A 19,954-nucleotide genomic window follows, 5' to 3' on the forward strand; every position below is an offset into this window, starting at 1 on the left:
GTGATTTCTAGCATGGAGGCCTGTTCATTGGAGTTGTGCAGGCTTGCCTGCTCCTTTGCGCAGTTCAATTTCTTGACGAAAAGGAGTTTCCATGCAGATCACCGATATCGCGGCCCATGAGGCGCTGGACAGCCGGGGCCACCCCACCGTGGAGGTCGAGGTCGAACTGGAGGACGGCGCGCGCGGCCTGGCCCTGGTGCCCTCGGGCGCTTCCACGGGGCGGCACGAGGCGCTGGAGCGGCGCGACGGCGATGCCTCGCGCCACCTTGGCAAGGGCGTGCTGGGGGCGGTGCAGGCCGTCAACACCGAGCTGCGCGATCTGCTGCGCGGCATGCGGGCCGACGCCCAGGGCTGCATCGACACGGCCATGATGGCGCTGGACGGCACGCCCGGCAAAAGCCGGCTGGGCGCCAACGCGCTGCTGGGCGTGTCGCTGGCCGTGGCCCGCGCGGCGGCGGCCAGCCAGCGCATGCCGCTGTGGCGGCACATGGGCGGTGCCCAGGCGCGCCTGCTGCCCGTGCCCATGATCAATGTCATCAACGGCGGCGCCCATGCCGACAATCCGCTGGACTTCCAGGAGTTCATGCTGCTGCCGGTGGGGGCGGACAGCTTCGGAGAGGCGCTGCGCATGGGCGCCGAGGTCTTCCACACGCTGCGCCATGCCCTCAAGTCCGCAGGCCACAGCGTCAACGTGGGCGACGAGGGCGGATTTGCGCCCGCCCTGCGCAGCGCGCCCGAGGCGCTGGACCACCTGATGGCCGCCATCGAGCGCGCCGGCCTGCGCCCCGGCAGGGACATCGCCCTGGCCCTGGACCCTGCCGCCAGTGAATTCCATGGCGAGGACGGCTACCGCTACGCGGGCGAGGGCCTGGTGCGCAGCCGCCAGCAGCAGGTGGACTACCTGGCGCAACTGGTGGAGCACTACCCCATCGTCTCCATCGAGGACGGCATGGCCGAGGACGATATCGAGGGCTGGCAGGCCCTGGGCCGGCGCCTGGGCGGACGCTGCCAGCTGGTGGGCGACGATGTGTTCTGCACGAACCCCGGCCTGTTCGAGGGCGGCATTGCCCGGGGCGTGGGCAACGCCATCCTGGTCAAGATCAACCAGATCGGCACGCTGACCGAGACCTGGGACGTGCTGCGCCTGGCGCATGGCGCCGGCTACGGCGTGGTGATGTCGCACCGCTCGGGCGAGACCGAGGACACCAGCATTGCCGACCTGGCCGTGGCGGCCCAGTGCGCCATGATCAAGACCGGCTCGCTGTCGCGCGCCGACCGCACGGCCAAGTACAACCGGCTGTTGCGCATCGAGCGCGAACTGGGCCCGGCCGCCGTCTATGCGGGGCGCCGTGCGCTCAAGGGCCGGGCGGGTCAGGAAGCCGTGTCGGCCGCTGCGGATGTTGCGGGTGCCCTGTAGACCAGCACCTTGAGACTGCGCTCGGCGTCGATGTCGGCGAAGGTGGCCGGATTGGCCAGGCGCTCGACGAATTCCAGCTCGGGCGCCACTTCCTGCATCTGCGATGTCAGGAACTGCGTGCCCATCTCGGGCGCGTTCAGGCACAGCAGCACATGGCCGCCGGGGCGCAGCAGGTCGGGCAGGCGGCGCATCAGGCGGGCATAGTCCTTGGTGGCGACGAAGCTGCCCTTCTGGTAGCTGGGCGGGTCCACCACGATCAGGTGGTAGGGCCCGCCGCGCGTGATCTTGCCCCAGCTGCTGAAGATGTCGTGGGCCAGGAAGCTGGCGCCCGACAGATCGTTGAGCCGGTGGTTCTGCTGGCCCGTGGCCAGCGCGCCCTGGGCCATGTCCATGTTCATCACATGGCGCGCCCCGGCCTGCAGGGCCACCACCGAAAAGGCGCAGGTATAGGCGAACAGGTTGAGCACCTTGATGCCGTGGCGGTGCTCGGGATGGTTGGCGACATGCGCGTGCACCCAGCGCCGGCCTTCGGCCATGTCCAGGAACAGGCCGTGGTTCTGGCCGCGCAGCACCTGCACGCGGTAGCGCGTGCCGGCCTCGGTGACGATGTGGGGGTCCGGCACCTCGCCGGCCATGAGCCGCGTTTCGGCGGGCGCGGCGGGCTGGCGCAGCTGGTAGACCCAGTTCAGGGGCTGGTCCGGTGCCAGTTCGCTCCAGCGCAGTGACAGCGCTGTGCCGATGGCGGCCAGGGCGTCATCGTCCAGCGGCTGGAAGCTGGTGAGCACCAGCACGGGCGGGAAGGCATCGAGCACCAGATGCTCGCAGCCCGGGTACAGGCCGCCACGGCCGTGGAAGATGCGTTGGGCGTCGGAGGGCAGGGCCATCCGGGCGATGGCGTCGAGCAGGGCTTGCATGGGAGAGGCTGGATCTGGCAGGGGCGCCGGGTGTGCCGGGTGGAACCGTATGGGACCGTATGGTTCCAGGCAGGGGTCGACGAAAAGGTCTGCCAGTGTATGCAGTTTGGGGCCCAGCCCAGGCAAACCCGGGCAAACCTGGTTTCAGGCCCCATTCAGCGGTGCTGCGGGCAGGCTCAATGCCGCCAGCCGCGCCGCACCTCGAAGAAACTGCATTCGCCGTCGCCCAGGCCCTGCATGCCGGCCTCGGTGGCGGCGCGCGCAGCCTTCATCCAGCGGGCGAAGGCGAGCTTGGCGTCGTCGCTGATTTCTTCAGGGGGCGTGTCTTCCAGGCCCTCTACCAGGTACAGGGTTTCACTGACCTGCTCGGCGCTGCCGAGCTGGCGTTCGAGCACGCGGGCATAGCGTGCCTCGGCCTTGTTGCGTTCCTGCTCGGGCAGGTTGGGGTAGTCACACAAGGTGACGGTGAAGGCGGCTTCTTGCATGTCCATGGTTCACGAGATGAGGATGATGACTGGCGAAATATACAGTATTAACTGGCTGCACATCCAGTATTTTTCCGGTGTTTTTTTACAGTGTTATCCCGGTGGGGTCGCTGCCGGGCAGCGGCTGCAGCCATGCGGCCACAATCGCCTGCAAGGAGAAAGCCATCGCCATGACGAATGAATCGACCACGGGCTGCCCGGCCTGGGACCCCGAAGCCACGGGCCACGCGCTGTTTGCCACGCGCGTGGGGCCCTGCGGCGTGGCCTGGGGCGCCTGCGGCCTGGTGGCCTTTCAGTTGCCCGAGGTGGACGGCCCGGCCGCCACGCGCACGCGCATGCTGCGCGGCGTGCAATTGCGCAGACCGGGCAGCTACGCCGCAGCGGCGCGGGCCGAGGACCTGCCGGCCAGCGTGGCACAGGCCATCGCCGGCGTGCAGGTGCTCATGGCGGGCCATGGCGAATGGACCTTGGAGCCTTCCGCGCCCAGCGCACAGCAGTTGCGTGACGGCCCGGTGCTGCCCGATCTGCGATCACGGCGCATGCTGCCCGCAGGCGAGGCACTGCCGGATCTGGCCGGGCTGGCGCTGGACTGGCACGGCGTGTCGGACTTTCACCGCCGCGTCTATGACCTGACGCGCGCCATTGCGCCCGGCCATACGCGCACCTATGGCGAGATCGCGCGCGAGTTGGGCGAGGTGGGCCTTTCGCGCGCCGTCGGGCAGGCGCTGGGCCTCAACCCTTTTGCGCCCGTGATTCCCTGCCACCGCGTGCTGGCTGCCGGCGCCCAGCCGGGCGGTTTCTCGGGCGGCGGCGGCGCGCTGACCAAGCTGCGCATGCTGGAGATCGAGGGCGCGGCCTGGGGCGGCACGCGCTCGTTGTTCGGGGATTGACGGGCCGGACACGCATGTGACATGCGGCACGGCGGGGCGGCTTGCACAATCGCCGCTGCAGGCTGTTCCGCTTGGGGATGGCCGCCCTCCATTCCAACCATGACCGGAACACAAGACCCGGCGCAGGAGACAGACGAATGACTCGCAATGTGCAGCAACTTTTCGACCTCACCGGCAAGACGGCCCTGGTGACCGGCGGCTCGCGCGGCCTGGGCCTGCAAATGGCCCATGCGCTGGGCGAGGCGGGCGCCAGGATCATGCTGAGTTCGCGCAAGGCCGCCGACCTGGAGGAAGCCGCTGCCGAGCTGCAGGCCGCAGGCATCGACGCCCGCTGGATCGCCGCGGACTGCGCCAACGAGGCCGACATCGAGCGCCTGGCCGCCGAGACCCTGGAGCGCCTGGGCCAGGTGGACATCCTCATCAACAACGCAGGCGCCAGCTGGGGCGCGCCGGCCGAGGAGCACCCGGTGGCCGCCTGGGACAAGGTGATGAACCTCAACGTGCGCGGCTACTTCCTGCTGAGCCAGCAGATCGCGCGGCGCAGCATGATCCCGCGCAAGACCGGGCGCATCATCAACCTGGCCTCCATCGCAGGGCTGGGCGGCAACCCGCTGGGCATGAAGACCATTGCCTACAACACCTCCAAGGGTGCCGTCATCAACTTCACGCGCGCGCTGGCCGGCGAGTGGGGCGTGCACGGCATCAACGTCAACGCCATCTGCCCGGGCTTCTTCAAGACCAAGATGGCCAGCGTGCTGATCGAGACCCTGGGCGAGGATGAAATGAAATCCCATGCCCCGCTGCGCCGCCTGGGCGACGACGAGGACCTCAAGGGACTGACCCTGCTGTACGCCAGCGACGCGGGCAAGCACATCACGGGCCAGTGGGTGGCCGTGGACGGCGGCGTCAGCGCCCTGGTGGGCGGTTGAGCCGCAGCGGCGCTGCTGCCGAGGTGACAGTTTTTCCCGCAGATCGGGCCGCCGCGCGCCATGGTGCCTTCGGGCGCCCTTATGCTCGCCTGCATTGCGATCTGAACTGGAGAATTTCGTGCTGGATTTTGGCCACCCCATCCCCTTCGTCGACCACCTGGGTTTCACCCTGCACCGCATGGAGGACGGGGAGTCCGAACTGCGCTTCGAGGCGCGTCCCGAGCACCTGAACACCTTTGACGTGACCCACGGCGGCGCCACCATGACCCTGCTGGACGTGACCATGGCTGTGGCCGCGCGCAGCCTGCAGCGCGACATGGGCTGCGTGACCATAGAGATGAAGACCAGCTTCATGCAGCCGGCGCGCGGCCCCCTGGTGGCCAAGGGCGTGGTGCTGCACCGCACGCGTTCCATGGCCTACACCGAGGCGCGCGTGTTCGATGCCTCGGGCCGGCTGTGCAGCCATGCGACCGGAACGTTCAAGTACATGCCGCGCGTGGCCAAGCCGGCCGCCGCCGAGACAACCCTCGCCACGGACTGATCCGCACGGCGAATCTGCCAGATACCCAATGCCACACGCCAGCCCCGGCAGCACCGGGAACTGGTTCCATTGTTTGTGATGCCACCGGAGGTTTTCCCATGCCCGTGAACCAGCAGATCCTGCTCGACAACCGCCCCGAGGGCGAAGCCGTGGAAAGCAATTTCCGCCTTGCCAAGACCGAGACCCCGGCGCTGGCCGAAGGCCAGGTCCTGGTGCGCCACCACTACCTGAGCCTGGACCCCTACATGCGCGGCCGCATGAATGACAGCAAGAGCTACGCCCAGCCGCAGCCGCTGGGCGAGGTGATGATCGGCGGCACCGTGGGCGAGGTGGTGGAAAGCCGTCATCCCAAGTTTGCGGTCGGCGACAAGGTCGTGGGCATGGGCGGCTGGCAGGAATACAGCGTGGTCGATGGCGATGCGCCCGGCATGCTGCGCAAGGTGGACACCACCCACGTGCCGCTGTCGCACTACCTGGGCGCCGTGGGCATGCCCGGCGTGACGGCCTGGTACGGCCTGGTGAAGATCATCGCCCCCAAGGCCGGCGAGACCGTGGTGGTCAGCGCCGCCACGGGCGCCGTGGGCAGCGCCTTCGCGGCCCTGGCCAAGGCACGCGGCTGCCGCGTGGTGGGCATTGCGGGCGGCCCCGAGAAGTGCCGCTACGCCACCGAGGAGCTGGGCTTCGACGCCTGCATCGACTACCGCGAGCACCCCGACACCAAGACCATGGCCAAGGCGCTCAAGGACGCCTGCCCGCAGGGCATCGACGGCTACTTCGAGAACGTGGGCGGCTACATCCTCGACGCCGTGCTGCTGCGCACCAACGCCTTTGCGCGCATCGCGCTGTGCGGAATGATCGCCGGCTACGACGGCACGCCGCTGCCCATGACCAATCCCGCGCTCATCCTGATCAACCGCATCCGCATCGAAGGCTTCATCGTCAGCGAGCACATGGAAGTCTGGCCCGAGGCGCTGCAGGAACTGGGCCGTCTGGTGGGCACCGGCAAGCTGCGCCCGCGCGAGAGCATTGCCGAAGGCATTGCCTCCGCACCTTCCGCTTTCCTGGGTCTGCTCAAGGGCAAGAACTTTGGAAAGCAACTCGTCAAATTGATCTGAACCACCACAAAAACCAGGAGACAAGGGAATGATCAAGAACTTCAAGGGCAAGACGGCGGTGCTGACGGGCGCGGGCTCGGGCTTCGGCCTGGAGTGCGCGCGCATCGGCGCGAAGCTGGGCATGAACCTGGTGCTGGTCGATGTGCAGCAGGAAGCGCTGGACAGGGCCGCCGCCGAGTTCGAAGGGCAGGGCGTGCGCGTGCTGGCACGCCGCGTGGATGTGTCCGACGCAGCCCAGATGCAGGCCCTGGCCGATGAGGTGCGCCAGCAGTTCGGCGCGCCGCACTTCGTGTTCAACAACGCAGGCGTGGGCGCGGGCGGGCTGGTCTGGGAGAACACGCTGGAAGATTGGCAGTGGGTGCTGGGCGTCAACCTCTGGGGCGTGATCCACGGCGTGCGGCTGTTCACGCCCATGATGCTGGAGGCGGCCAAGGCCGACCCGTCCTTCGAGGGCCACATCGTCAACACGGCCAGCATGGCCGGCCTGCTGGCGCCGCCCAACATGGGCATCTACAACGTCAGCAAGCATGCCGTGGTGAGCCTGACCGAGACGCTGTACCAGGACCTGGCCCTGGTCTCCGACCAGATCAGCGCCAGCGTGCTGTGCCCCTTCTTCGTGCCCACGGGCATCAGCCACAGCGAGCGCAACCGGCCCAGCCATCTGGCCGCCCAGCCGCTGACGGCCAGCCAGAAGATCGGCCAGGCCATGAGCGAGAAGGCCGTGGGCTCGGGCAAGGTCACGGCCCCCGATGTGGCGCAGAAGGTCTTCGACGCCATTGCGGCCAACCAGTTCTACATCTACAGCCATCCGCAGGCGCTGGGCTCGGTCCAGACCCGCATGGAGGATGTGGTGCAAGGGCGCAATCCCACCGATCCGTTCGCGCACAAGCCCGAACTGGGCGCCAGCTTGAAGGCCTCGCTGCGCGCGGCCTGAGCGTCAGTCCTCCTCGTCCGGGTCCGGCCTGTGGGGGGCCGGCCTGGCGGGAGCCTCGGCCTTGTCATCGGGCGGCGCGGAGGGCAGGGGCCGCACCAGCCGCACCATGAGCTGGTTGCCGCGCCCCATGTCGGGCCGCGTCTCCAGGCTGTCGAGGTCAATCGCCCAGGCCTGCTGGGCCGACAGCTGCGTACCGGCGCTGCCCGAGATGTTGCTGTAGTTGTAGGGATTGACGGGCCGCGCGTTCACCGCTGCCGTGCCCGTCCAGTGCCAGCCGCGCGGCGCGCCCGGAAACAGCTCGGGCGACAGGCCTTGCGGCCGTATATCGCGCGAGATCAGCCGGCGCATCTCGTTGACGCGCGGCAGCCGCCAGCGCACGCCGTCCTGCTTGGCCCGCTCGGCGGCCAGGGCCTGCGCCTGCTTGTGCGTGAACAGCTCAGGCAGGCCCGTGCAGGTCTTGCCATTCCACTGCATGCCTTCCACGCAGCGCGGCCACAGCAGGCGGGCGCGCCGGTCAATCACGTCGCGGCCGTCTTCTGATACTTCCAGCACAGGAGCGGCGCCGGGCCTGGGGCCGCGCTGTGCCTCCTGCTGTGTCTCTCGCTGCGCTGCCTGGGCAGAACCCAGCGTGCAGGCACCCAGCAGCAGGGCGGCGAGCAGGGGCCCTGGCAATGCATTCAGGGCCGGTGGAAGGGAAGGCAGGGATGGGCGCATGGTGTGTTGCAGTGGCGATGGCAGTTGCAGCGATGAAAAGGTGGGTTGGCCTCTCGGGTGGCAATCTCGTTTCAGAGCGTAACAGGATTGCGGGCTTCTGAATTTGTGCCACGGCAAGCCGCCACCGCCAGGTACGCGGGGCTGCATGCCCAGGAAATGTGAGCAGCCTCCTGCAGCCCCGCGCGCTTGCCGCCACAATGGCGCGTCTATGTCTGCGTCTATGCCTTCCTCTTCTCCCGCTTCCCCTGATTCCCACACACTGCGCCTGGTGCTGATCCTGGGCCTGCTCTCGGCCATCGGTCCGTTTGCCATCGACATGTACCTGCCCGCGCTGCCCCAGATCGGCAGCAGCCTGGGTGCCCAGGTGGGCGCGGTGCAGGCCAGCCTGACGGCCTTCTTCCTCTCGCTGGGCGTGGGCCAGCTGCTGTACGGGCCGGTCTCGGACATGGTGGGGCGCAAGCCGCCGCTTTACTTTGGCCTGACCGTGTTCGCGCTGGCCAGCGTGGGCTGCGCCATGGCCACCAGCATCGAGACCCTGGTGGTGCTGCGCTTCATCCAGGGCCTGGGCGCGGCCGCCGGCATGGCCGTGCCGCGCGCCGTGGTGCGCGACCTGCACACCGGCCACGCGGCGGCCCGCATGATGTCGCTGCTGATGCTGGTGTTCAGCGTCTCTCCCATCCTGGCGCCGCTGGCCGGCAGCGGCGTGATCGCCGTCAGCAGCTGGCGCGGCGTGTTCTGGGCCGTGGCCGTGGCGGCCGTGATCGGCCTGGTGGCCGTGTTCATGGGCCTGAAGGAAACGCGCGGGGCCGCCGCGCGGCTGGACAGCAGCGTGGCCGGCGCACTGCGCGCCTACGGCGTGCTGCTGCGCGACTGGCATTACCTGGGCCTGGTCTTCATCGGCGGCTGCGCCATGGCGGGCTTTTTCGTCTACCTGGCTGGCTCCCCCTTTGTGCTGATCAATTACTACGGACTGAGCTCCACCCAGTACAGCCTGGCCTTCGGGCTGAACGCCATCGCCTTCATCGGCGCGGCGCAGTTCACGGGCTGGCTGGGCCAGCGCTTCGGGCTGGTGCGCGTGGTCAAGGTGGCGGCCACCGGCTCGGGCCTGGTGATGCTGTCGCTGCTGTCGTACTACCTGCTGGGCGGTGAGCGGCTGGCCGTGCTGATCGGCCTGTACTTCGTGGCCAGCGCGCTGATGGGGCTGGTGATTCCGACGACCTCGGTGCTGGCGCTGGAGGAGCACGGCGCCATTGCCGGCACGGCCTCGGCGCTGCTGGGTACGCTGCAGATGCTGTCGGGCGCTGCGGCCATGCAGATCGTGGGCCTGTTCTCCACGGGCAAGCCCCTGCCCATGGTGGTGGGCATGGCCACGGGCGCGCTGATCGGTGTGGCCCTGGCCTGGATCACGCTGGGTGGTGCGCGTGCCCATCGCGTGGGCGCAAAGGACCATTCATGAGCCTGGCACCCGCGGCAGAGGCTGCGCCTGTCCACGATGGACTTCCGTCAGGCCCTCGCGGCCAGGCGATGCTGGTCATCATCCTGGGGCTGACGCTGTCGGTGCTGGACAGCACCCTGGTCAATCTGGCACTGCCGGCCATGGCGCGCGAGCTGCAGGCCAGCTCGGCCCATACGCTGTGGGTGGTCAATTCCTACCAGCTTGCCAGCCTGGTGCTGCTGCTGCCGCTGGCGGCCCTGGGCGAACGCCTGGGCTACCGCCGCGTGTATCTGGTGGGCATGCTGGTGTTCTCCCTGGCCTCGCTGGCGGCCATGCTGGCCACGTCGCTGCCCACGCTGGTGGCGGCGCGGGCGCTGCAGGGCCTGGGCGCTGCGGGCGTGATGAGCGTCAACGCCGCCCTGGTGCGGCTGATCTATCCGCGTGCCCTGCTGGGGCGGGGCATGGCCGTGAATTCGCTGGTGGTGGCGACGGCATCCATGGCCGGGCCCTCGGTGGCGGCGGCGATTCTGTCGGTGGCCAGCTGGCCCTGGCTGTTTGCGGCCAATCTGCCGCTGGGCCTGTTCACGCTGTGGCTGGGGCGCCGCGCGCTGCCTGCCAATGCCGTGGCCGGCCATGCAGGGGCGCGGCTGTCGCCGCTGGATGTGCTGCTCAACATCCTCATGTTCAGCCTGATCTTCCTGGGCGGCGAGCAGCTGGGCGTGCGCGCCGGCGGTGCCGATTCTTCCCTGCCTTCGGGCTGGTGGCTGCTGGGCGCGGGCCTGCTGGTGGGCGCCTGGTATGTGCGCCGCCAGTGGCGCCTGCCCGCGCCGCTGCTGCCGGTGGACCTGCTGCGCATTCCGGTGTTTGCGCTGTCCATGTGCGGATCGGTCAGCGCCTTTTGCGCGCAGATGCTGGCCTACCTGGCGCTGCCGTTCCTGCTGCTGGAGTCGCACGGCATGTCGCCCATCGAGGCCGGGCTGCTGATCACGGCCTGGCCGCTGGCCACGGTGCTGACGGCGCCCATCGCGGGCCGGCTCATCGGCCGCTATGCGGACGGGCTGCTGGGCGGCATCGGCATGGCCATGTTCGCCTGCGGGCTGTGGGCGCTGGCGGCCATGCCCGATGCGCCTTCGACCGTGGACATGGTCTGGCGCATGCTGCTGGCGGGCAGCGGCTTTGCGCTGTACCAGTCGCCCAACAACCACACCATCGTGACCACGGCGCCCCTGGCACGCAGCGGCGCGGCCGGCGGCATGCTGAGTTCGGCGCGGCTCACGGGGCAGACCCTGGGCGCCGTGGTGCTGGCCACCATCTTCACCTTCGCGGGCGGGCATGGCGGCCATGCCGAAATCGTGGCCCTGGCCGTGGCGGGCTGCTTTGCGGCCATGGCGGGCGTGTTCAGCCTGCTGCGCGTGCGCACGGCACCCGTGCCTAAGCACTGAACAGGCCTGTAAATGGCATTGAACTTGCATGTGTCGGCGCGCTCCGACACATGCATCATCCTGGATGGACTTGCCAGGAGATTTCGGTGGCATGCCATCCGCTTTACAAACAAGAAATATGGGCACTGCACAATCGTGCGATGCCCCCAACGACTTCGCTGCTCCCATGATTTCTGACGTGCCCTTTTCGCCGAGCCCGCGCCTTGCGGCGCCTTCCGATTCCCAGCCCGGCGCAGGGCACGACGTACAAGCTTCCGCCTCGCCGGCCGGTGGCCGGCGCATCGGCACCGCCGTGCTGTGCGCACTGGCGCTGGCCGCAAGCCTTGCGGCCTGCTCCAAGAAGGATGCCGCACCTGCCGCCACGGCCAAGGCCGCGACCGAGGTGGGCGTGGTCACGCTGCAAAAGCAGAGCCAGCAGCTGGACGCCACGCTGCCGGGCCGCACGCGCGCCTCGCTGACCGCCGAGGTGCGGCCCCAGGTATCGGGCATCGTGCAAAAGCGTTTGTTCACCGAGGGCGCCCTGGTGCGCCAGGGCCAGCAGCTCTACCAGATCGACGCGGCCTCGCTGCGCGCCACCGAGGCCAGCGCCCAGGCGGCCGTTGCCAAGTCGGAGGCCAGCGCCCGCACGCTGGAGGCCACGGCGCGGCGCAACGCCGAGCTGGTCAAGATCGATGCCATCAGCCAGCAGGCCTTCGAGGAAAGCCAGGCCGCCGCCGCCCAGTCGCGCTCTGACGTGGCCGTGGCCAAGGCCAATCTGGAGACCGCGCGCATCAACCTCAAGTACAGCCGCATCGAGGCGCCCATCAGCGGGCGCATCAGCCTGTCCACGGTGACGCCGGGCGCGCTGGTCACCGCCAACCAGACCGAGGCGCTGACCTCCATCGTGCAGCTGGACCCCATGTATGTGGACTTCACCCAGTCCACCAGCGAGCTGCTGCAGCTCAAGCGCGACTGGGATGCCGGGCGCTTCCAGAAGGTGGAGGGCGACAAGGTGGCCGTGCGCATCCGCCTGGACGATGGCACGGACTACAGCCACCAGGGCAAGCTGCAGTTTGCCGGCGTGATCGTCAATGCCACCACGGGCAGCGTGACGCTGCGCGCCGTGGTGCCCAACCCGCAGGGCGTTCTCATGCCGGGCATGTATGTGCAGGCGCTGCTGCCCACGGGCTTGGCGCCCGAGGCGCTGCTGGTGCCCCAGCAGTCGGTGACGCGCGACCTGACCGGCAAGGCCAGCGTGCTGGTGGCCAAGGCCGACGACGTGATCGAGCGCAGGCCCGTGAACATCGACCGCGCCGTGGGCAATATGTGGCTGCTGCAGGACGGCCTGTCGGCCGGCGAACGCGTGGTGGTCGATGGCTTCCAGCGCATTAAGCCCGGCGACAAGGTGCGCGCCGTGGAGGTGGACCTGCGCGCCAAGGCCCAGGCCCGCAAGGGCAAGCCGGCCGAAGGGCCGGCAGCACCTGGCGCTGCGGACAAGGCGCCTGCTACAGCTCCTGCTCCAGCTCCTGCACCCGCAGCGGCTCCTGCTCCGGCCGCCGGCTAAGCCGCAGGAACCCGTCACATGGCTCAGTTCTTCATCAACCGGCCCATCTTCGCGTGGGTCATCGCCATCGTCATCATGCTGGGCGGCGCGCTGTCCATCTTCACGCTGCCGCTGGAGCAATACCCCGACATCGCGCCGCCGCGCGTGACCATCGGTGCGCAGTACACGGGCGCCTCGGCCGAGACGGTCGAGAACTCGGTGACCCAGATCATCGAGCAGCAGCTCAAGGGCATCGACAACATGCTCTACATGAGCTCCACGTCCGACGCCTCGGGCCGTGCGCGCACCACGCTGACCTTTGCGCCGGGCACCAACATCGACGTGGCCCAGGTGCAGGTGCAAAACAAGCTGCAGTCCGCCGTGAACCGCCTGCCCGACGCCGTCAAGAGCCGGGGCGTGTTCGTGAACAAGGGCGGCCAGGACTTCCTGGTCACCTACAGCTTCTTCTCCAAGGACCCGGCCATGACCGCGGTCGACATCGGCGACTACCTGACCAGCAACCTGGTCGATGTGATCGGCCGCCTCGACGGCGTGGGCGATGTCAACGTCTTCGGTACCAACTATGCGATGCGCATCTGGATGGACCCGGCCAAGATGGAGAAGTACGCGTTGATGCCGTCGGACCTGGTCAATGCGCTGAACTCGCAGAACGCCCAGGTCTCGGCCGGCCAGCTGGGCGCGCTGCCCGCCGTCTCCGACCAGCAGCTCAACGCCACCATCACGGCGCGCACCAAGCTCAAGACGGTGGAGCAGTTCGAAGATATCGTGCTCAAGTCCTCGCTGGACGGCTCGGTGGTGCTCATGAAGGACGTGGCCCGCGTGGAGCTGGGCGCCGACAACCTGACCATCAAGGCCAAGCTCAACGGACTGCCCGGCGCCGGCATGGGCATCGTGCTGGCCGATGGCGCCAATGCCATGCAGGTGGCCGACACCATCGCCGCCAAGCTGGCCGAGCTCAAGCCGTTCTTTCCCAACGAGATCGACTACTTCGTCAGCTCGGACTCCACGCCCTTCGTGCGCGCCTCCATCAAGGAAGTGGTCAGCGCGCTGGGCGAGGCCATGATCCTCGTGGTCATCGTGATGTTCATCTTCCTGCAGAACTTCCGCGCCACGATGATCCCCGCCATCGCCGTGCCCGTGGTGCTGCTGGGCACCTTCGGCGTGCTGTCGCTAGCCGGGTACTCGATCAATACGCTGACCATGTTCGCCATGGTGCTGGCCATCGGCCTGCTGGTGGACGATGCCATCGTCGTGGTGGAGAACGTCGAGCGCGTGATGCACGAGACGGGCATGTCGCCCAAGCAGGCCACGCGCCAGTCCATGCGCGAGATCACGCCGGCCCTGGTGGGCATCGGCGTGACGCTGTCGGCCGTGTTCGTGCCCATGGCCTTCTTCGGCGGCTCCACGGGCGTGATCTACCGGCAGTTCTCCATCACCATCGTCGCGGCCATGGCGCTGTCGGTGTTCGTGGCGCTGACGCTGACGCCTGCGCTGTGCGCCACGCTGCTCAAGCCGCCCGCAGGGGGCGGGGCAGGGCATGACCGCCCCATCCGCAGCGGCATCCTGGGGGTGAATGACCGGTTCTTCCGCTGGTTCAACCACCATTTCGACGCCACGGCCGCGCGCTACCAGGGCACGGTGGCCTACTCGCTGCGCCGCGCCAAGCGCATGATGCTGATCTTCCTGGCCGTCTGCGGCGTGGTCTGGCTGCTGATGGCGCGCCTGCCCACTTCCTTCCTGCCGGACGAGGACCAGGGCTTCGTCTTCGTCAACATCAACCTGCCTTCGGGCGCGGCCGATACGCGGCTGCAGGGCGTGCTCGACGAGGTGCGCGACTACTTTGCCAAGCAGCCCGACGTGGTGAGCTTCTACCAGGTCTCGGGCCTGAACGGCGACCAGGCCTCGGCACGCGCCTTCGTGCGGCTGAAGACCTGGGAGGAGCGTCCGCTGCCCGGCCAGTCGGCCTCCGAGATCGCGCACCGCGCGACCAAAGACCTGTCCGCCATCCGCGATGCGCGCGTGCTGGTCGTGCTGCCGCCGGCCGTGCGCGGCCTGGGCTCCAGCTCGGGCTTCAACTTCATGATCAAGGACATGAACGGCCTGGGCCACCAGGCGCTGCTGGAGGCCAAGGAGAAATTCCTGACCGAGGCCCGCAAGCGCCCCGAGCTCACCAATCTGCGCATGACCAACCTGGAAGACGCCAGCGAGCTGCGCCTGGACATCGACGACCGCAAGGCCGCCGCACTGGGCCTGTCGTACACCGACATCAACAGCGTGCTGTCCAGCGCCATGGGCGGCACCTATGTCAACGACTTCCTGAACAACGAGCGCGTCAAGCGCGTCTACATCCAGGGCGATGCGCCGCACCGCATGCTGCCCCAGGACATCGCCAAATGGACGGTGCGCAACGCCAAGGGCGAGATGGTGCCGTTCAGTTCGTTCTCCAGCAGCTACTGGGCCTATGGCTCTCCCCAGCTCATGCGCTACAACGGCAACCCGGCCTACGAAATGGAAGGCCGCGCCGCCTCCGGCGTCAGTTCCGGAACGGCCATGCAGATCGTGGAGGACATCCTGCGCACCCTGCCGGCCGGCATAGGCTACGAGTGGACCGGCGCCTCGCTGCAGGAGCGCCAGTCCGGCGCCCAGGCGCCGCTGCTGTACGCCATCTCCATCCTCTTCGTGTTCCTGTGCCTGGCGGCGCTGTACGAAAGCTGGACCGTGCCGCTGTCGGTGATGCTGGCCGTGCCGCTGGGCGTGGTGGGCGCGCTGGCCGCCACCTATACGCGCGGATTGACCAACGACGTGTACTTCCAGGTGGGCCTGCTGACCACGGTGGGCCTGGCGTCCAAGAACGCCATCCTGATCGTGGAATTCGCGGTGCAGCTGCAGGAGCAGGGCAAGAGCATCTTCGACGCCGTGGTCTCGGCCGTGCGCCTGCGCCTGCGTCCCATCTTGATGACCTCGCTGGCCTTCGGCTTCGGCGTCATTCCGCTGGCCATCGGCACGGGGGCCGGCGCGGGCGGGCGCAATGCCATCGGCACGGCCGTGCTCGGCGGCATGCTGGCCTCCACGGTGCTGGGCATCTTCCTGGTGCCCGTGTTCTTCCTGCTGATCCGCAGCTGGTTCAAGAGCCATTCGCGCACCGAGGACGACGCGCCCCAGCCCACTGCCGGATCACCTGATTCACCGCATACCGCAAAGGAGAGCGCAGCATGAGGCGCCCAACGAATGTCTCCGCACTGGCCGCAGCGGCGGCGCTGGCGGCGCTGCTGACCGGCTGCAACCTCGCGCCGCAGCACCGCACGCCCGACATGCCCGTGCCCGATACCGTGGGCAGCACGGCCGCAACGCCGGCCCAGGCCGACGAGGCCAGCCTGCAGGCCGCTGCCGCGCTGGGCTGGGTGCAGTCCCAGCAGCTGCGCGAGGTCATTGCGCTGGCCCTGGCCAACAACCGCGACCTGCGCGTGGCCGTGGAAAGCATCGAGCGCGCGCGTGCCCAGTACGGCATCACGCGCGCCGACCTGCTGCCCAGCGTAACCGCCCAGGCCCAGGCCAGCCGTGCGCGCACGGCCGCCGGCATGACCAGCGCCACCCAGGCGGCCTCGGTCAGCACCCAGTACACGGCCCAGCTGGGCTTTGCCAGCTATGAGATCGACCTGTGGGGCCGCGTGCGCAACCTCAGCGAGGCGGCGCTGCAGCAGTTCCTGCAAAGCGAGCAGAACCGGCGCAATGTGCAGATCGGCCTGGTGGCCGATGTGGCCAACGGCTGGCTTACGCTGGCGGCCGACCAGGCCCGCCTGCAGCTGGCGCGCGACACCCTGGCCAGCCGCGAGAAGGCCTATGAGCTGACGCGGCGCATGCACGAGCTTGGCTCCACATCGGGCCTGGTGCTGGCCCAGAACCAGACCACGGTGGACACGGCGCGCGGCGATGTGGCCAGCTTCACCTCCCAGGTGGAGCGTGACCGCAACGCCCTGCAATTGCTGGTGGGCGGCCCGCTGCCCGAGGCCCTGCTGCCCGGCGCCGCCACGCTGCGCGCCGATGCCCGGCCCGCGGCCGCGCTGCAGCCCGTGCCGGCGCCCTTGCCCTCCAGCGTGCTGCTGGTGCGCCCCGACATCCAGGCCGCCGAGAACAACCTGCGCGCCATGGAGGCCAACATCGGCGCCGCACGCGCTGCCATGTTCCCCACCATCAGCCTCACGGCCAGCGTGGGCTCGGGCAGCCGCGAGCTCGATGGCCTCTTTGGCGGCAGCAGCAGCACCTGGAGCTTCATCCCCCTGGTGCGCCTGCCCATCTTCGACGGTGGCCGCAACCGTGCGGGCGTGCAGGTGGCCGAGGCCAACCAGCGCATCGCCATCGCCCAGTACGAGAAGGCCGTACAGACGGCCTTCCGCGAAACCGCCGACGTGCTGGCCGACCGCGCGCAGTGGGACGAGCGCCTGGCCGCCCAGACCAGCATGGTCGCCGCCACGCAAAAGGCCTTCGACCTGTCGGAGGCCCGCTTCAAGGCCGGCGTGGACAACTACCTGACCGTGCTGGATGCGCAGCGCAGCCTCTACACGGCCCAGCAGACCCTGATCGGCCTGCGCCTGTCCGAGCAGCTCAACCGCGTCACGCTGTGGAAGGTGCTGGGCGGCGAGCAGGTGCAGGCGTCATCCGCCTCGGCACCGGCGAATTCCTGAGCGCGGGTGGTGTATTGCGCGGTCCCGCAGAACATGCCGCCCCGACCACGATGAGCCCCTTTGCCAACACCCCCGAGCCGCCTTACTACGCCGTCATCTTCTCGTCGCGCAGGACGCGTGACGACGATGATGGCTACGGCCTCATGGCCCAGCGCATGGTGGACCTGGCCGCGCAGCAGCACGGATTTCTGGGTGCGGAAAGCACGCGCGGCGAGGACGGTTTCGGCATCACCGTGTCGTACTGGTCCACGGCCGAATCCATTGCGCGCTGGAAGCAGGATGCCGAGCACCTGGTCGCCCAGCAACTGGGCAAGGACGCCTGGTACGAGCACTATGAGTTGCGCGTGGCCCGCGTGGAGCGCGCCTACGGCAAGCGCTGAATCCGGGCCGCCTCCGCTTGCACCACGGCCTCGGCCAGCAGCGCGATGGAGCGCGGCGCGCAGCCTTCGGCATCGTTGCTCACCGTCACGAAGGCGGGCAGCCCGCGGCTGGTGATGCCATCGATGGTCTTGGCGAGGATGGAGCGCGTGTGCACATCGGGCGTGCGGATCTCGTCAAAGGGATCGTGCTTGGTTTGCGCATCGGGGTAGCCGTAGGCCCCGAACTCGCGGTTCAGGTTCCAGCGGCAGACCAGGGGGCTGGGCCACAGCCGCCGCAGAAAAACCAATTGCTCTTCGATGGGCGGCATCTTGCCGTGCAGCCCCAGGCAGAAGGTGGCGCCTGCAGCGAGCAGCGTGTCCGCCAGCTCGGGCGTCAAAAGCTCCGGGTCGCGCACCTCCACCGCCACGATGATCTGTGCGCCCAGCGGATGGGCGGCCAGCGCCGCTCGCACCGCGTCCAGCATGGCCTGAAGCCGCGCCAGCAGTTCGGTGGGACGGCTCAGCAGGCCCCAGGTCATGGGACTGAGCTGGAACACCAGCACGCCGAGCTGATCGCCCAGCCCTTCGAGCGTGGGCTCGACGAAGCTGGTCACGGCCAGATCGGGTTGAAGGAACACGGGGTTCAGCGACATGCCCTTGCCATCCTCGTCGCGGACCTGCGCATCGGTGACCACCGAAGGGCACTTGACCACGAAGCGGAAATCGGCCGGCACCTGGCTCGCGAAGGCCAGGTACTGGCTGGCCGTCAACGGCCTCCAGAAGCTGCGGTCCACGCAGACCGTGCGCATCAGCGGATGCCGGGCATAGGCCTCCAGTCCCTTCTTGGCGAGCACGCTTTTGTCATAGGCGCCATCCCAGATCAGACCTTCCCAGCCCGGGTAGGACCAGGTGGAGACCCCCATGCGCAAGCCCTGCGGAAGCTGGTCCGCCAGCGTCTGCCACTGCAGGGCCTGGGGCGCAAGTTGTACGGCGCCGGCGGCCTTGCGCGGTGCCGGTGTGCGGCCGCCAGGCGCCGCGCTGGCGGCGGGCGGGACCGGGGCTGAAGAGGGTGGGGAGGGCGGCGGTGAGGGCGGCGCGCCAAACAGATCGTCTTGCATGGGCTGGAGCATGGATTGTCCATGATGCCGCTGCGCCAGCGCAGCCCGCGTAGGCACTCAGGCCACGCAGGCCCCGGCCGCACTGGCGATGTGCCTGGAGGCCAATGCCGCGTCGCAGGCCTGGGGCGGGATCGATTGACAGAGCCTAAGGCGCTCTTGAGGAATCACAGTTTTCAGTGATTGCCACCCACCCGCTTCCTTTGAACAATCCGCACTGACACCTCACGGGCAGCTGTACCGCCGTGTCGGGGTGCCCCAAGACACGCGAAACACGCAAAACACGCAAAGGAGAGGGTGATGCTGACCATAGAACAGGTAGTGGCGGGCCCGCAGCGGTCCGTGCTCATCACATCGGAGGGCGTATTCGCCTGGGGCAATCTGGAGGTGTTGCGCACCCTGCCCGAAGGCGTGGACGCTGCCGAGGTCTGTGCGCCCGATGCCACGCGCATCGGCCACCGCAGCTTTTCCCAGCCCGTGCCCCAGCGCCTGAGCCCCCGTGGCACGCGTTGGGAGGGGCTGGTGGACGCGGGCCATTCGCTGCTGGCCTGGGCGGATGGCCAGGCCTATGCCGTTGCGCCCCAGGTCCGCGATGCCGCGGGCGCCGTGCCCAGGCCTTTGGCCTTGGGCCGGCCGGATGCCGGGGTGCGGCGCATCTGGGCGGGTGAGCAGCAGGCCTATGTGCAGGATCGCGAAGGCGCACTCTGGGGATGGTCGGATGCCATGCCCGGTGCGCAGCGCGTGCAGGGCCTGCCCTCCGTGCGCAACGTGTCCGTGGGCATGGGCCATGCGCTGGCGCTGGACGCCAGGGGGCAGGTCTGGTCCTGGGGCGCCAATGCGGCTGGCCAACTGGGGCAGGGAGATCTGGTTCAGCGCAGCCGTGCGCAGCGCGTGGTGCTGCCGCAGGGCGCTGCGGCCGTGGTGGCGGTGGCGGCAGGGGCCACGCACAGCCTGGCGCTGGATGAGAAGGGGCGGCTGTGGGGCTGGGGCTCCAACCACCAGGGCCAGCTGGACCAGGGGCTGCAGGCGGCCTACAGTCCCGGCCCCGTGCGCATTGCCGTGCCTGGGCGCCTCAGCAGTCTGGCGGCGGGCCTGCATTTTTCGGCGGCGACCACGCAGGGCGGGCAGGTGCTGGCCTGGGGCTGGAATGGCCTGGGCCAGCTGGGCCAGGGCGATGCGGTACCCCGCGCGGGCTTTCACGCCGTGCCCGGCCTGGCGGCGGTGCAGCAGATCAGCGTGGGCGGCACGCATGTGCTGGCCCTGGAGCGCGGCGGGCGCTGCTGGGCCTGGGGCGACAACCGCCATGGCGCCTGCCAGGGCGAGGACGGGGCCCAGGCCCAGTCCCGCCCCCATGCGCTGGCCTTGCACGCCCTCAATGACCTGACCGAAACCAACGCAATCGCCGGCACGGCAAAGGAGGCCCTGTGAAGCACCTGCAA

General features: G+C 68.9%; 17 protein-coding genes. 13 read left to right on the top strand and 4 right to left on the bottom strand.

Annotation, left to right across the window (positions count from 1 at the left end; genetic code table 11):
• The first annotated feature begins 91 nt into the window (after positions 1-91).
• Positions 92-1,417: a phosphopyruvate hydratase gene (gene eno, locus AC57B5_RS03870; protein WP_496398778.1), complete on the top strand. Its 1,326-nt coding sequence runs from the start codon at positions 92-94 to the stop codon at positions 1,415-1,417.
• Here the strand turns inward: eno and AC57B5_RS03875 are convergent.
• Both AC57B5_RS03875 and AC57B5_RS03880 read right to left on the bottom strand, forming a co-directional pair.
• Entirely contained in the window at positions 1,372-2,331 is a 960-nt protein-coding gene (locus AC57B5_RS03875; RefSeq protein ID WP_043820865.1) for a class I SAM-dependent methyltransferase, read from the bottom strand. The genes eno and AC57B5_RS03875 overlap by 46 nt on opposite strands.
• 176 nt (positions 2,332-2,507) lie before the next feature.
• Entirely contained in the window at positions 2,508-2,822 is a 315-nt protein-coding gene (locus tag AC57B5_RS03880; protein ID WP_013802728.1) for a hypothetical protein, read from the bottom strand.
• Between the two features lie 164 nt (positions 2,823-2,986).
• On the opposite strand from AC57B5_RS03880, the gene AC57B5_RS03885 reads away from it, so the two are divergent.
• From AC57B5_RS03885 to AC57B5_RS03905, 5 genes are all read left to right on the top strand, one after another.
• Positions 2,987-3,706 carry a methylated-DNA--[protein]-cysteine S-methyltransferase gene (locus AC57B5_RS03885; RefSeq protein WP_313233916.1) on the top strand — a complete coding sequence of 240 codons (720 nt, stop codon included), beginning with the start codon at positions 2,987-2,989 and terminating at the stop codon, positions 3,704-3,706.
• Between the two features lie 137 nt (positions 3,707-3,843).
• Positions 3,844-4,635: an SDR family oxidoreductase gene (locus AC57B5_RS03890; protein WP_012205198.1), complete on the top strand. Its 792-nt coding sequence runs from the start codon at positions 3,844-3,846 to the stop codon at positions 4,633-4,635.
• 118 nt (positions 4,636-4,753) lie between these two features.
• Positions 4,754-5,176: a PaaI family thioesterase gene (locus tag AC57B5_RS03895; RefSeq protein WP_016446794.1), complete on the top strand. Its 423-nt coding sequence runs from the start codon at positions 4,754-4,756 to the stop codon at positions 5,174-5,176.
• A gap of 98 nt (positions 5,177-5,274) precedes the next feature.
• Positions 5,275-6,291 carry an NADP-dependent oxidoreductase gene (locus tag AC57B5_RS03900; RefSeq protein ID WP_013802725.1) on the top strand — a complete coding sequence of 339 codons (1,017 nt, stop codon included), beginning with the start codon at positions 5,275-5,277 and terminating at the stop codon, positions 6,289-6,291.
• A gap of 28 nt (positions 6,292-6,319) precedes the next feature.
• Positions 6,320-7,225, top strand: coding sequence for an SDR family oxidoreductase (locus tag AC57B5_RS03905; protein WP_013802724.1), 906 nt, complete (start codon positions 6,320-6,322; stop codon positions 7,223-7,225).
• Positions 7,226-7,228: 3 nt separating this feature from the next.
• On the opposite strand, the gene AC57B5_RS03910 is transcribed toward AC57B5_RS03905, so the two are convergent.
• A complete protein-coding gene (locus tag AC57B5_RS03910) occupies positions 7,229-7,939 on the bottom strand; it encodes an Lcl C-terminal domain-containing protein (RefSeq protein WP_496398779.1) in 711 nt (236 codons plus the stop codon).
• Between the two features lie 220 nt (positions 7,940-8,159).
• Here AC57B5_RS03910 and AC57B5_RS03915 point away from each other — a divergent pair, with 220 nt between their 5' ends.
• From AC57B5_RS03915 to AC57B5_RS03940, 6 genes are all read left to right on the top strand, one after another.
• Positions 8,160-9,395, top strand: coding sequence for a multidrug effflux MFS transporter (locus AC57B5_RS03915; RefSeq protein WP_013802722.1), 1,236 nt, complete (start codon positions 8,160-8,162; stop codon positions 9,393-9,395).
• The gene (locus tag AC57B5_RS03920) at positions 9,392-10,816 is read left to right on the top strand and encodes an MFS transporter (RefSeq protein ID WP_043820870.1); all 1,425 of its coding nucleotides are present in this window, start codon (positions 9,392-9,394) and stop codon (positions 10,814-10,816) included. The genes AC57B5_RS03915 and AC57B5_RS03920 overlap by 4 nt, the downstream gene beginning before the upstream one ends.
• A 166-nt stretch (positions 10,817-10,982) precedes the next feature.
• The gene (locus AC57B5_RS03925) at positions 10,983-12,359 is read left to right on the top strand and encodes an efflux RND transporter periplasmic adaptor subunit (protein WP_496398780.1); all 1,377 of its coding nucleotides are present in this window, start codon (positions 10,983-10,985) and stop codon (positions 12,357-12,359) included.
• An 18-nt stretch (positions 12,360-12,377) separates the two neighbouring features.
• Positions 12,378-15,575, top strand: coding sequence for an efflux RND transporter permease subunit (locus AC57B5_RS03930; RefSeq protein ID WP_043820874.1), 3,198 nt, complete (start codon positions 12,378-12,380; stop codon positions 15,573-15,575).
• A complete protein-coding gene (locus tag AC57B5_RS03935) occupies positions 15,572-17,041 on the top strand; it encodes an efflux transporter outer membrane subunit (RefSeq protein WP_496398781.1) in 1,470 nt (489 codons plus the stop codon). The genes AC57B5_RS03930 and AC57B5_RS03935 overlap by 4 nt, the downstream gene beginning before the upstream one ends.
• A 50-nt stretch (positions 17,042-17,091) precedes the next feature.
• Positions 17,092-17,421: an antibiotic biosynthesis monooxygenase family protein gene (locus AC57B5_RS03940; protein ID WP_099752420.1), complete on the top strand. Its 330-nt coding sequence runs from the start codon at positions 17,092-17,094 to the stop codon at positions 17,419-17,421.
• On the opposite strand, the gene AC57B5_RS03945 is transcribed toward AC57B5_RS03940, so the two are convergent.
• Positions 17,406-18,518, bottom strand: a complete 1,113-nt coding sequence (locus AC57B5_RS03945) for a DUF72 domain-containing protein (protein WP_496398782.1) — start codon at positions 18,516-18,518, stop codon at positions 17,406-17,408. The two genes, AC57B5_RS03940 and AC57B5_RS03945, sit on opposite strands and share 16 nt — an antisense overlap.
• A gap of 297 nt (positions 18,519-18,815) precedes the next feature.
• Here AC57B5_RS03945 and AC57B5_RS03950 point away from each other — a divergent pair, with 297 nt between their 5' ends.
• A complete protein-coding gene (locus tag AC57B5_RS03950; protein WP_496398783.1) occupies positions 18,816-19,943 on the top strand; it encodes an RCC1 domain-containing protein in 1,128 nt (375 codons plus the stop codon).
• Positions 19,944-19,954 lie beyond the last annotated feature (11 nt).

This window comes from Delftia sp. BGA-UO-ETr-SB1 (assembly GCF_059567865.1).